This window comes from Candidatus Pelagibacter ubique HTCC1062 (genome assembly GCF_000012345.1).
GTDB classification, from domain to species: domain Bacteria; phylum Pseudomonadota; class Alphaproteobacteria; order Pelagibacterales; family Pelagibacteraceae; genus Pelagibacter; species Pelagibacter ubiqueversans.
Window position 1 is genome coordinate 883043 of sequence record NC_007205.1, and the last position, 12420, is coordinate 895462.

Below are 12420 nucleotides of genomic sequence, written 5' to 3' on the forward strand. Positions count from 1 at the left end.
AATGATTGGACTATTTTTAGGAGATACAGATTTTTCAGAAGCTGTTCTTAAAAATATAAAAAAATTAAATAAAAGATATTTTATAATTGATTTTTCAAAAAATAATAAATTTAAAAACGATATAAACTCTAATCGAATAAGCATTGGTAAGTTTGGTAAAATAATAGATTTAATTAAAGAAAAAAAATCAAAAAAAGTTTTATTTGCAGGTAAAATTGCAAAACCAAAATTTTCAACATTAAGATTGGACCTTAAAGGCATTTATTATATGCCTAGTATCTTAAAAGCAGCAAAATTAGGTGATGCAGCAATTATTAAAGCTATAATAAAAATTTTAGATAATGAAAAAATAAAAGTTCTTAGTTCTGTCTTTTTTAATCCTGAACTAACGGTTAAAAGAGGAAATTATACTAAATTGAAAGCTAATAGAAAGGACATCAACTCTATTAAAATGGGAATTACTTACTTTAATAAACTAAAAAGTCTAGACCACGTTCAAGCAATCATTGTTAAAGATAATACTATTCTAGCTATTGAAGACCAGCAGGGAACTAAGAAAATGTTATCAAAATTAAAGAAAAAATCTGAAGGAATATTGATTAAGCTACCTAAAAAAAAACAGGATTTAAGAATGGATTTACCAACTATTGGCCTTCAAACTCTGAAAGATTGTAAAAAATATGGCCTAAAAGGAATAGTATTAAGATCTAAAAAAAATATATTTTTAGATAAAGCTAAATGCATAGCATTTGCTAATAAAAATAAGATTTTTGTTAAGATTATATGAAAAAAATTTTTATTTTAACGGGCGAACCCTCTGGTGATAAATTAGCCTCAACAGTTATCTCTAAACTTAAAATGAATAATCCAAATATTGAATATTTGTCAGTAGGTGGAACACATATTAAAAAATTAGGAATTAAATCTATATTTGATCTCAAAGAGATTACATATCTTGGTTTTACTAGTGTGCTGTTTAATATCTTCAAAATTAGAAAAAAAATTAACAAAACTGTTGAGGAAATTATAAAATTTAATCCTGATATCTTATTTAGTGTTGATAGTCCTGATTTCACATTAAGAGTTGCTGAAAAAGTAAAGAATATCAATCACAACATAAAGATAATTCATTATGTCGCTCCTCAGGTATGGGTTTGGAGAAAAAATAGAGTTAAAAAAATTAAAAAATTTATTGATCACATACTTTTATTATTTAATTTTGAAAAAAAATATTTTGATGAAGAAAATATTAAAAATACTTTTGTTGGGCATCCCTTAATTGAAAAAAAAGACAATGTAATCACATCATTAGATAATTTAATTTCTAAAGATAAAAAAATTATATCCTTATTCCCAGGTAGTAGAAAATCAGAAACAAGTGTTCTTTTACCAATTTTATTAAATTTTATTAAATTGATGAACAAAAAAAAACTTGATCATTTATTTGTTTTTCATGCAACAGACGAAAATAAAGAATTTATAATCAATAAAGTAAAAAAAACTAATTTAGATAATATAGATATAATTTCAGATGAAGATATTAAAAATCAGGTTTTATCTAATTCAATCTTTGCAGTCTCTAAATCAGGTACAATTTCACTTCAAATTTCTAGTGCCAATATTCCTTCAATAATTATTTATAAATTAGGTTTTATAAATTTTATGATATTTAAATTATTAGTTAATGTTAGATTCGCAAACATCATTAATATTATTAATGACAAGGAGGTGATACCTGAATTATTACAAAAAGAATGTAATGCTGAAGAGATATATAAAACTGTTACATATTTTCTTAAAAACCCAGAGTTAATTGAAAAACAATTAGTTGATTGTAAAAAAACTTTAGAGGGAATTAAGTCAAAATCTTCTTCATCAAGTGAAGCAGCTTTAATCTTAAATAATTATCTTGTTTCCTAATCTTCGTTCCACTTCTTCATTCCCCAAAGAAATAATTATATCATACAGGCCAGGACCAAATTTTGATCCTGTTAAAGCAATTCTTAGGGGCTGACCTACACCTTTAAAATTAGTTTCATATTTTTTTATTAAATCGTTAACTATGGGTTCAAGTGTTTCTTTATTTAATGTATTTATTGAAATTAGTTTTTCCTTAAACTCTTTTATGATACTTTTTGCTTTATCATCAATTAATTCTAAATCTTTATCTTCAAATTTTACATCATCAAAAATTATATATTTAGCATTATTAAATATATCTTCTAATGTTTTTGCTTTATTCTTAAGAAAGATTAATGAAGGTTTAATTTTTGTTTCTTTTTCAGGTTTAATTTTTTCCTTATAAATTTCACAATATTTTACAAGATGATCGTAAAGTTCATTTTCATTAATAGTTTTTATATAATGTTCATTCAATGATAATATTCTGCTCATATCTAGTTTTGATGGAGACTTACCAATTCCTTCTAAATTAAAGAGTTCAATGCTTTCTTTTAGTGTAAATATTTCTTTATCCTGATAAGACCAGCCTAATCTTAATAAGTAATTTCTTAAAGCATCAGGCATTATTCCTATTTTAGAGTAATCGTCCAATGTTGATGCATTGTCTCTTTTTGATAGTTTTTTTCCTTCAATAGTATGGATTAATGGAATATGTGCAAAATTAGGAAGATCCCAACTCATTGCTAAATATATTTGCATTTGCTTGAATGTATTAATTTTATGATCATCACCTCTAATTATATGTGTCATTTTCATTTGATGATCATCTACAGTAGCTGAAAGGTTGTATGTCGGCGTTCCATCATTTCTTAATATTATAAAATCCTCTATTGTAGTATTCTCAATTTCAACATCTCCTTGCACCAAATCTTTTAGTACTGAAGTTCCTTCAATTTTAATTTTAAATCTAATTACTGGTTTGATAATTGTAGGTGCATTAGTCTCTTGAAGATCTCTACATTTTCTATTGTAAACATAAGGAAGTTTTTTTTGTCTTGCTCGTTTTTTTTGCTCTTCTATTTCAGCACTTGAACAATAACATTTATAAGCATGACCATTTTTAAGCAGTTCATTAGCTACATTTACATGATCATTAATTTTAGTTGATTGAATGTATTCATCACCATCATGATCAATGCCAATCCATTTTAAAGACTTGATAATTTGAATTTTGTGTTCATCTTTAGATCTTTCCTTGTCTGTATCTTCAATTCTTAAATGAAAGGTCCCATTTTTATTTTTAGAATATAGCCAATTGAATAAAGCAGTTCTTACACCACCAATATGAAGAGCTCCAGTAGGAGAGGGAGCAAATCTTGTTGCTACTTTTGACATCAATGATTTTTAGACTATTTTCTTAGAAGTTTCTATATAAAGATACAAGAACACCTTGAACTTTTACTCTATCTGGACCAAATATTTTGGTTTCATAGTTTCTATTAGCACTTTCAAGTGCTACAGTTTTTCCTTTTCTTCTAATTCTTTTCAACATTGCCTCGTGTTCATCTATTAAAGCTACTACAATTTTACCGTTATCAGCAGTGTCAGATCTTTTTATGATAACAGTATCACCTTCATTAATCCCAGCCTCAATCATTGAATCACCTTGAACTTTTAGACCAAAATATTGACCGTTTTTTTCAAGGTTGCTTGGAAGAGGTATACGAGAAACTTCATTTTGTATTGCCTCCACAGGTGTTCCCGCTGCTATACTACCTAATACAGGTATTTCCATTTCATTTAAGTTAGTATTTTCTGTATCTAGACCACCCTTGATAACACTAGGTGAAAAGCTATTGTAAATATCATTAGCAGAAGCTGTTTCAGGAAGTTTTATAACCTCTAAAGCTCTAGCTTTATGAGCTAACCTTCTAATAAAACCTCTTTCTTCTAAGGCACTTATTAATCTGTGTATTCCTGACTTAGACTTTAAATTTAAAGAATCTTTCATTTCTTCGTATGAAGGAGATACACCTGAGGCTCTCAACTTTTTGTTGATGAATAAAAGCAGGTTTTTTTGTTTTTTTGTTAGCATAAGAACAAATAAAGTACAAAATCTGTTCTACAAGTGTTCTTTTAATTCTGCAATAGCTAAAAAATGTTTAAAATAGGGGCTTATTTTACTAGAGAACGGAAAAAATAGAATTTTTATTTAAATTTTTTAAAAGTGATTCACCAATTAAAAAAGTTTTTATTTCTGTTTTGTTCTCTAAAGAAAGAAGTTCTTCCTTTGTTTTAATGCCGCTTTCAGAAATTAAAGGGGAGGAGTGATTACTTAAGACGTTATAGATATCATAAGTTGTATTAAGATCTGTTTTTAAAGTTTTAAGATTTCTATTATTTATTCCAATTAATGCTTCTTTAAAGTTAAGAGCTTTTTCAGCTTCTTCAATTGTATGGACCTCAACAATTATTGACATATTAAGTCTCATTGCTTCTTCATATAATTCATTAGCAAGGTCGTCAGAGACACCAGCTAATATAATTAATATTGCATCCGCACCATAACTTTTTGCAAGAGGTACTTGAAACTTATCAATAAAAAAATCTTTACATAAGACAGGTAAATTTATTTTTTCTTTCACTTTACTAATGTCACTTAGGCTGCCCAAAAAGAAATCTTCTTCAGTAAGAATTGATAAACATGTTGCTTTATTGTTATTGTAGATTTTTGCAATTTCTATAGGGTTATAATCATCTATTATAATACCAGCAGATGGGCTTGCCTTTTTTATTTCTGCAATTAGTGAAATTTTATTATTATCAATGTTGTTTTGAATTTTATCTTTAAAGTTAATAAATGATTTATTTTGATCTATTTGTTCATTTAAAGAATTTAATGAAATTGATTTTTTTAATAAATCAACTTTTTCAATTTTTTTTTTAATAATTTCCTCTAGTACATCTTTAGACATTTTGAATTTCCTTTAAGTCATTGTATGTTTTTCCTGACAATATATGTGTTCTTGCTTCGTTATAAGCATCAATAAAAATTGTATATTTTTCTGAAACGATAAGACCTGCTGCAGCATTTAAACAAACAGCCTTTGAAAAATCATTATCCTCACCTTTAAATATATCTAACATTTTATTTGCGTTAAATTTTGCATCATCACCAAGTAAATTTTCAAATTTATTTGCACCTATATTTAGTTTTATAGGATCAATTAACATTTCAGAAATTTTACCATCTTTTAATTGAACAACATTAGTTTTTGAATAAGGTGATATTTCATCCAATCCATCTTCACTATTTACAATCCAGGCAAATTTAATATCTAAATTATTCAAAGCATTAGCAAAAATTTTTAATAGTTTTTTATCAAAAACACCAATTACTTGTCTATCAACTAGTGCAGGACTACTTAAGGGACCAATCATATTAAAAATTGTTCTTTTTCCTATTTTTTTTCGAGTAGGACCAACAAACCTCATTGCACTGTGATAGTTAGGTGCAAACATAAAACCAAAGTTATTTTTTTTAATTTGTTCCTCAATATCTTTAGGCTCTAAATCTATCTTTATATTTAAAGCTTCCAAAACATCTCCTGAACCACATTTAGAGGAAACAGCTTTATTACCATGTTTTGCAACCTTTATCCCCATACTAGATAGAAGTAGTGCTGAAGCGGTTGAAATATTAAGTGTGTTCATACCGTCTCCACCCGTTCCACATGTATCTATACAATCATCAACGTTAACTCTTTTAGATTTATCTCTTAATACAAAAACCCCTCCAGCAATTTCATCTGAGCTCTCACCTTTAGATGAAAGTAGAGTTAAAAAATCAAAAATCTCATCATCTGAAGCTTTGCCATTCATTAGGATTTCAAAAGCATTTTTGCTTTCAGCAAATGATAAATCTTGTTTATCTTTTAATTTATCTATGAAAACTCTCATTTACTTTTGTAATTAATAAAATTTTTTAATATTTTAATTCCAATGGTAGTTTTTATACTTTCAGGGTGAAATTGAACACCGTGAATATTATATTCTTTATGCATTATGCCCATTATAATTCCATCTTCAGTTTCTGCAGTAATTTCAAGATGATCAGATAACGTTTTTTTATCAACTATAAGACTGTGATACCTTGTAGCTTCAAATTTAGAGGGAAGATTTTTAAGTATACCTATTTTTTTTGATTTTATAAAACTAGTTTTCCCATGCATTAACTTTTTTGCTTGAATAATATTTGAACCAAAAACTTGACCAATAATTTGATGACCTAAACATACTCCAAGAATTGGTATTTTTCTATAAAGTGCTTTTACTATTTTAATACAATTTCCTGATTGATTTGGATTACCTGGTCCTGGTGATATAATAATTCTGTCATATTTAATTTTTAGTATTTGTGTATGGGTGATTTTATCATTTCTAACCACATCAACTTTAACGCCTAGTGATGATACATAGTGATATAAGTTAAATGTAAAACTATCATAGTTATCTATTAATAAAATTTTCATTATTTTAATGCATTCATTAAAGCTTTGGCTTTATTAACAGTTTCTTCGTATTCTTTAATTGGATTACTGTCAGCTACTATTCCTGCACCAGCTTGGACATAAAATTTTTTATTTTTTACAACAGCAGTTCTTAATGCAATGCATGTGTCAAACTCACCATTCGCAGAAAAATAACCTATTCCTCCAGCATATACTTTTCTTTTAGTGGTTTCTAGCTCATCAATAATTTCCATAGCTCTAATTTTAGGTGCACCAGAAACAGTCCCTGCAGGAAATCCAGCAAGTAGTGATTTAAATTTTGAAATTTTTTTATTATAAATGCCCATCACATTAGAAACTATATGCATTACATGAGAGTATTTCTCGATCATAAAACTATCTGTAACTTTAACAGTTCCTATTTTAGAAACTTTACCAGCATCATTTCTACCTAAGTCAAGTAGCATTAAATGTTCAGAAAGTTCTTTTTTATCTTTAAGCAAATCTTTTGCAAAAAAGCTATCCTCCTTTAAATCTTTACCCCTAGGTCTAGTTCCAGCAATTGGTCTAACAGTAATCTTGTTATCTCTTAGTCTTACTAAAATTTCTGGACTAGCACCTATAATTTGAAAATCATCAAAATTAAAAAAATACATAAATGGAGATGGGTTAGTAGTTCTAAGTTTTTTATAAATTTCTAATGGTCTTTTAGACAATTTAGCTTCAAACCTTTGACTTAAGACGACTTGAAAAATATCTCCAATTTTTATGTATTTTTTAGCTTTGCTCACCATCTTTAAAAACTTATGCTTAGTTGTATTAGATTTAATTTTTATATTTTTCATAATGGTTTTATTAAGATCTTTTTTTTGGAGAGAGGCTTGAATTAATAATTCATTTATTTGTTTTTCAATTTCAAGGTATCTACTCTTATAATTTGTAATTTTTTCATCCTTAAAGATATTAACAATATAAAAAATCTTTTTTTTCAAGTTATCGTGGACAACTAACACCCTTGGTCTTAAAAGCCTTACATCAGGTAGTTTTAAATCATCTCTACATTTGTTTGGAATTTTTTCTATGTATCTAATTGAATCATAAGAAAAATAACCAGAAATTAATGAACTAATAGGAGGAAGCCCTGATGGTATCTTAAATTTAAATTCTTCAATTATCTTTTCTATAATTTTTTCAGGTTTTCCTTTAATTCTTTTTTTAGTTTTGTTTGTAACTAAATATGAATTATTATTATTGAACTCCCAAATTTTATCAGGGTTTTTACCAAAAATAGTGTATCTACCTCTTATTTTTCCCTTTTCTACGGATTCAAAAACAAAACTATTTTTTTCTATAAGAAAATTATCTATTAGATTTAGGATTTCGTCATCATTTCTTATTTTCCTAGTGGTGTAGAGGATTTGATTTTTGTTTCTTTTATGTTGAAACTTAAAATCATTAAAGTTTCTGTTTAACATTATTTAAAATAATTTTTAACTCGCTCAAGTGTTTTTTCATTCACAACAACTTGGTATCTGTTATTTAAAAATAAATCATATGATTTTAAAATATTATTTTTACTTTGAGCTCCCTCTTCAGAAGATATTTTTCCAAAATTAGCAGAATTTTTGTTAATGTTTTTTTCTTCGTATTTTATAGTCTTTGCAATAAACACATCATTTTCATTGTTTGCAATTAATGTAAAAGAATTAATAGGAAGAGAATAGAGTATTTGAATTGAGTTTGTCTCAAATTTTTTAGTATCATTTATAGAATCTAGCTTAATTTCTTTTATATTGTTTTTACCAAACTCATCAAATGACACTTGATTGAATGTTTTTTTATTAATTTTTTCTAAAATATTTTTATTAAATTCCAACTTTTCTTTTTGAAATAGAAGATTTGTAATTTGTTCTTTAATTATAGGATTTTCAAGATCTGGCAATTTAGAGATTGAATTATTTATATTGTAAAAAATATAAGCACCATTATTTTCAAGAATTTCAATTTTATCTTCTCTTGAATTATAGATCATATTTTCTATTATTTTTTTATTATCAAGATTTATGTATGAGTTAACTTCGGTAGGGGAAATATCCAAATTTTTAACTATAGTTTTAAAGTCAATATTTTTTGATATTTGGTTTTCTATATCGTCAATTTTATCAAAAAATGCTTGATTAAAATCATCAATACCTAGTAAGTTTTTTGGGCTAATTTCAACAAAAGAGAAATCAATATAATCTTGTTTTAATTTTTCTGCATTTTCTTCAACGAAAAACTTAATATCGTTATCTGTAAACATTTCCTTTTTTTTATAAAAGGTACTTAGATCGATATATTCGATATCTAATTTTTTGTTATTTTCTTTATAAAATTTATTAATTAAAAATTCTGGTGATTTTGTTCCACCACTTATGTAGGTAAATAATTGTTTTTGAAGTTCATTATTTTTCAAGCGTATTTCAAACATGGCTGCAGAAGAATTATTTGTTAATAAAAATTTTTCATATAATGTTCTTTGAAATAATCCATTTTCATCATGGAAATTTTTATTATTTTTAATTTTTCTAATCAATACGTCTTCTGTGATTGAAAGATTAAGTTCTTCTATTTCAAGATCAAGAAGAGTCGTGGATACTAATGTAGATAAAAGTTCTTCTATAATATTTTTATCGATATTTTCTTTAATTACCTGTTGGCTTAATCCTGATTCATTTAAATAATCCATAAAATCTTGTGTAGAAATATTAGTATTATTTATCTTAGCTATGTTGTTTTGATTGCCAGTGCTAAATCCTCCACCAAAACCACCAAAACCAAAAGCTACTATAATTACAAAAATTAGTAGTAGACCACCAATTTTCTTTTTAGAAAAATTTTTAAAAGGATTTATCATTACTTCATTAATTTATTGATCTTTAAAATACCAAGCTATAGATTAAATTTTTCATTATGACAAATAAATATATGTATTTTGTAGCTAATTGGAAAATGTATGGGAATTTATCTTCTTTAAATACATTGGATAAAGTTATTAGATTTTCAAAATCTAAAGAAATAAAGGGAGGTAGATTAATTTACTGCCCTCCAAATACTTTAATAAGTTCTTTTGCTAAAAAATTTAATAATTGTCAAATTGGTATTGGTGGACAAAATTGTCATGAAAGCAAAGATTATGGTGCTCACACTGGCCATGTTAATTCCCGTATGTTAAAAAACATTGGTGCGCATTTTGTAATTATTGGTCATTCTGAAAATAGAAAACAAGGTGAGAGTGATAAACTAATTAATCTAAAAATAAAAAGTGCTCTCGAAGCTAAATTAAAAGTTATTTTTTGTATTGGTGAAACTTTAAGTGAAAAAAGAAAAAAAAAGACACGTTCAATTTTATCTAAACAAATTAAAATTGGTCTAAAAAATATTAAAAATAAATCTAATATTTTTATTGCTTATGAGCCTGTTTGGGCTATTGGCAGTGGCATTATACCAAAATCATATGATCTTTTTAAAACTATAGAATTTATTAAAAGTAAATTTAGAGATAAATTGCCAAAAGTTTTATATGGAGGTTCAGTCAACCCTGAAAATATTACAAACTTAAAAAAAATTAATAATATTGATGGTTTTTTGATTGGTGGTGCATCTCAAAGTGCTAAAAAATTTATTGATATAGTCAAAAAAACGTATAGTTAAGCCACATGGAAAATATTTTATTAGTAGTCAACTTAGTGCTAGCAACAATACTTGTACTTTTGATACTTGTACAAAAATCAGAAGGTGGTGCTCTTGGCATAGGTGTCTCTCAGGATAATTTTATGCTTTCCAGATCTGCAGGTAATTTTATGGGGAAGGCTACTGCAGTAGTTGCAACTTTATTTATAATTTGTAGCTTAGCTTTAACAATTATATCTAGAGGTGAGTTAACACCTACTGAATCAGTTTTGGATATCATTGAAGAAAAGTCTAGTGATACACCTTCAATTCCTGAAAATAATTAAAAAATTAAAAAAAAAGTTTAAGAAATAAATACTTTTACCTTTAAAAACCCAAACTGGTCACTCAACCTTTATTAGAATATTTCTAATGATTTATAAAGAGTTCGTGTACCAAAAAATTATAAAAATTGTATTAATCTTAAGCCTTAGCTTGTTGGCTTCGTGCGCCAATAGAGGCCCATTGCCATTTTCTTTTGATTTTTTAAAGAAATCTGCTGATGAAGATATTGAAAAAATTTCAAAAATTAGAAAGCAAAATGAAATATTACAAAAAAACTTAGACATTGATTTATATACAGCGATCGCCCTTGCAATCGAAAATAACAAAGATTTAAAAGTAAAATTATTCGAAACCGCATTAGCGGACCGTCAATTGAAAGACGTAAAGTTTGACATGTTACCAACCATGTCAGCTAATGCAGGTTATTCTGGAAGTGACAATTATCAATCATCCACAAGTGCAACTGTTGGAAATAATGATATAGCAGCATCCAAAGGGTCTACATACTCTACATCACGAAATAGAGATGTTGTTGATCAAGATATAGGTTTTGCTTGGAACGCACTTGATTTTGGTTTGTCTTATATCAGAGCAGGGCAAACAAGCGATCGATTTTTAATTGCAAAAGAGATAGAAAAAAAATCAGCTAACAATATTGCAAAAGAAGTTATTCGATCTTATTGGAATGCTCTTTCTGCAGATAAGTTAATTCAAAAATACGATCCTTTAATTAAAAAAGTAAAAATAGCTTTAAGCGACTCTCAAAAAATAGAAGAGATGTTGCTACAAAAACCAATGGATGCACTTTTGTATCAAAAAGAATTGCTAGATATAAAGAGAGCTCTTATTACACAAAGACAAACTTTAATTAATTCTAAAATTGAATTAGGAACCTTAATGGGATTGTTGCCCAACCAAAGCTATAAATTAGTAGCAACCAATCAACCTATCAATATTTTAGACATGGATTTAAAAAACATGGAAAAACATGCTTTAGTTAGTAGAGCAGAGTTATTAGAAAATCGATATCAAGAAAGAATATCCGTTGCTGAAACTAAAGTTGGATTAAGATCTTTGTTACCTAATTTTAATATTAACGCAGCTTTCACAAGTTCTTCAAATGATTATCTACAAAATAAATCAAATTTTGAATTTGGTTCTTCAGTTGGCGCAAACTTATTAAATGTCTTTAGAGCACCATCGATTAAGAAAATGAATGAGGCAAATACAGAAATTATTAAAGAACAACGTCTTGCTTTATCTATGGCTATTTTATCACAAGTTCATTTAGCAAATATCGATTTTCAAATGAGCATGGAAGAATATGATACGGCTGAACGTTATTTAAAAGTTTCAACAAAAATTGCCGACCAAGTTCGAAACGCACAAAAAATTGCAAGATTTGGCGAATTAGAATTAATTAGAGAAGAAGCGGGTACTCTTGTTGCTGAACTAAGAAGAGACATTTCATTCTCTAAAATGCAACATTCAATTGCACAAGTTTATACCTCAGTTGGAATTGATATTACCACAAGAGACACCATAGTAGGGGGAACGGAATTATTTGCATATGAAATTAAGAATAAATTTAGTGGTTTAGGTAAAAAATACATTGCAAAAGTAACAGAACCTATTCAAAAACAAAATCCAGTTGCTAAACAATTTGATGAAAATTATAAAAAATTTGAATTTTCAGATAAAACATTCAAACTTGAAGGTCAAGGTTCTGTTCAATATTCAGCAAGATTAGCAAATGATCAACCATTACCTAGTTGGATAGATTTTTTACCAACGCAAAGAGCGTTTTTAATAGACTCGGTACTAAAAGGTGACATTCATGAAATAGAGCTCATTGTTAATGCAAAAAATATCAATTCTACAGTTGATGATCAATTTACTTTGATAGTGGATCCAATTTTAAAGAGCCAAAAAGATTTAGCAAAAATAATAGGTACCACATTAAAAGAAAAAGCTGAAATAGTTAAAGCTTCAAAAATCCAATAAATTAAGG

Annotated in this window: 12 protein-coding genes; 5 read left to right on the forward strand and 7 right to left on the reverse strand. The window is 27.0% G+C overall.

The window, feature by feature from the left end; all coding sequences use genetic code 11:
• Window position 1 precedes the first annotated feature (1 nt).
• Together lpxI and lpxB are read left to right on the forward strand one after the other, a co-directional pair.
• Complete coding sequence (gene lpxI / locus SAR11_RS04600; RefSeq protein ID WP_011282037.1) at window positions 2-787, forward strand: UDP-2,3-diacylglucosamine diphosphatase LpxI domain-containing protein; 786 nt, start codon at window positions 2-4, stop codon at window positions 785-787.
• Entirely contained in the window at window positions 784-1920 is a 1137-nt protein-coding gene (gene lpxB / locus SAR11_RS04605) for a lipid-A-disaccharide synthase (RefSeq protein ID WP_011282038.1), read from the forward strand. Before lpxI ends, lpxB begins: the two co-directional genes overlap by 4 nt.
• Here lpxB and gltX read toward each other — a convergent pair.
• From gltX to SAR11_RS04640, 7 genes are all read right to left on the reverse strand, one after another.
• Window positions 1897-3297, reverse strand: a complete 1401-nt coding sequence (gene gltX, locus SAR11_RS04610; protein WP_011282039.1) for a glutamate--tRNA ligase — start codon at window positions 3295-3297, stop codon at window positions 1897-1899. The genes lpxB and gltX overlap by 24 nt on opposite strands.
• Before the next feature lie 22 nt (window positions 3298-3319).
• Window positions 3320-3997 (reverse strand): transcriptional repressor LexA, encoded by a 678-nt coding sequence (lexA, locus tag SAR11_RS04615; protein WP_006997000.1) that lies wholly within the window; start codon window positions 3995-3997, stop codon window positions 3320-3322.
• Window positions 3998-4085: 88 nt separating this feature from the next.
• Window positions 4086-4877: an indole-3-glycerol phosphate synthase TrpC gene (locus tag SAR11_RS04620; RefSeq protein WP_011282040.1), complete on the reverse strand. Its 792-nt coding sequence runs from the start codon at window positions 4875-4877 to the stop codon at window positions 4086-4088.
• A complete protein-coding gene (trpD, locus tag SAR11_RS04625) occupies window positions 4870-5862 on the reverse strand; it encodes an anthranilate phosphoribosyltransferase (protein WP_011282041.1) in 993 nt (330 codons plus the stop codon). Before trpD ends, SAR11_RS04620 begins: the two co-directional genes overlap by 8 nt.
• Window positions 5859-6434: an anthranilate synthase component II gene (locus SAR11_RS04630; RefSeq protein ID WP_011282042.1), complete on the reverse strand. Its 576-nt coding sequence runs from the start codon at window positions 6432-6434 to the stop codon at window positions 5859-5861. Before SAR11_RS04630 ends, trpD begins: the two co-directional genes overlap by 4 nt.
• A complete protein-coding gene (gene trpE, locus SAR11_RS04635; RefSeq protein ID WP_011282043.1) occupies window positions 6434-7888 on the reverse strand; it encodes an anthranilate synthase component I in 1455 nt (484 codons plus the stop codon). Before trpE ends, SAR11_RS04630 begins: the two co-directional genes overlap by 1 nt.
• Entirely contained in the window at window positions 7888-9309 is a 1422-nt protein-coding gene (locus tag SAR11_RS04640; protein WP_011282044.1) for a SurA N-terminal domain-containing protein, read from the reverse strand. The genes trpE and SAR11_RS04640 overlap by 1 nt, the downstream gene beginning before the upstream one ends.
• A gap of 56 nt (window positions 9310-9365) precedes the next feature.
• Here SAR11_RS04640 and SAR11_RS04645 point away from each other — a divergent pair, with 56 nt between their 5' ends.
• The 3 genes from SAR11_RS04645 (at window position 9366) to SAR11_RS04655 (ending at window position 12413) form a co-directional block, all read left to right on the forward strand.
• Window positions 9366-10106 carry a triose-phosphate isomerase gene (locus SAR11_RS04645; protein ID WP_006996994.1) on the forward strand — a complete coding sequence of 247 codons (741 nt, stop codon included), beginning with the start codon at window positions 9366-9368 and terminating at the stop codon, window positions 10104-10106.
• 5 nt (window positions 10107-10111) lie between these two features.
• A complete protein-coding gene (gene secG, locus SAR11_RS04650) occupies window positions 10112-10411 on the forward strand; it encodes a preprotein translocase subunit SecG (RefSeq protein ID WP_006996993.1) in 300 nt (99 codons plus the stop codon).
• Window positions 10412-10496: 85 nt separating this feature from the next.
• Window positions 10497-12413, forward strand: a complete 1917-nt coding sequence (locus tag SAR11_RS04655; RefSeq protein ID WP_041185788.1) for a TolC family protein — start codon at window positions 10497-10499, stop codon at window positions 12411-12413.
• Window positions 12414-12420 lie beyond the last annotated feature (7 nt).

Bases quoted from the DNA above. Each gene is read 5' to 3' on its own strand.
- SAR11_RS04645 (WP_006996994.1), top strand. From the start codon at position 9,366: ATGACAAATAAATATATGTATTTTGTAGCTAATTGGAAAATGTATGGG.
- gltX (WP_011282039.1), bottom strand. From the start codon at position 3,297: ATGTCAAAAGTAGCAACAAGATTTGCTCCCTCTCCTACTGGAGCTCTT.
- SAR11_RS04620 (WP_011282040.1), bottom strand. From the start codon at position 4,877: ATGTCTAAAGATGTACTAGAGGAAATTATTAAAAAAAAAATTGAAAAA.
- SAR11_RS04640 (WP_011282044.1), bottom strand. From the start codon at position 9,309: ATGATAAATCCTTTTAAAAATTTTTCTAAAAAGAAAATTGGTGGTCTA.
- SAR11_RS04655 (WP_041185788.1), top strand. From the start codon at position 10,497: ATGATTTATAAAGAGTTCGTGTACCAAAAAATTATAAAAATTGTATTA.
- SAR11_RS04630 (WP_011282042.1), bottom strand. From the start codon at position 6,434: ATGAAAATTTTATTAATAGATAACTATGATAGTTTTACATTTAACTTA.
- lexA (WP_006997000.1), bottom strand. From the start codon at position 3,997: ATGCTAACAAAAAAACAAAAAAACCTGCTTTTATTCATCAACAAAAAG.
- trpE (WP_011282043.1), bottom strand. From the start codon at position 7,888: ATGTTAAACAGAAACTTTAATGATTTTAAGTTTCAACATAAAAGAAAC.
- trpD (WP_011282041.1), bottom strand. From the start codon at position 5,862: ATGAGAGTTTTCATAGATAAATTAAAAGATAAACAAGATTTATCATTT.
- lpxB (WP_011282038.1), top strand. From the start codon at position 784: ATGAAAAAAATTTTTATTTTAACGGGCGAACCCTCTGGTGATAAATTA.
- lpxI (WP_011282037.1), top strand. From the start codon at position 2: ATGATTGGACTATTTTTAGGAGATACAGATTTTTCAGAAGCTGTTCTT.
- secG (WP_006996993.1), top strand. From the start codon at position 10,112: ATGGAAAATATTTTATTAGTAGTCAACTTAGTGCTAGCAACAATACTT.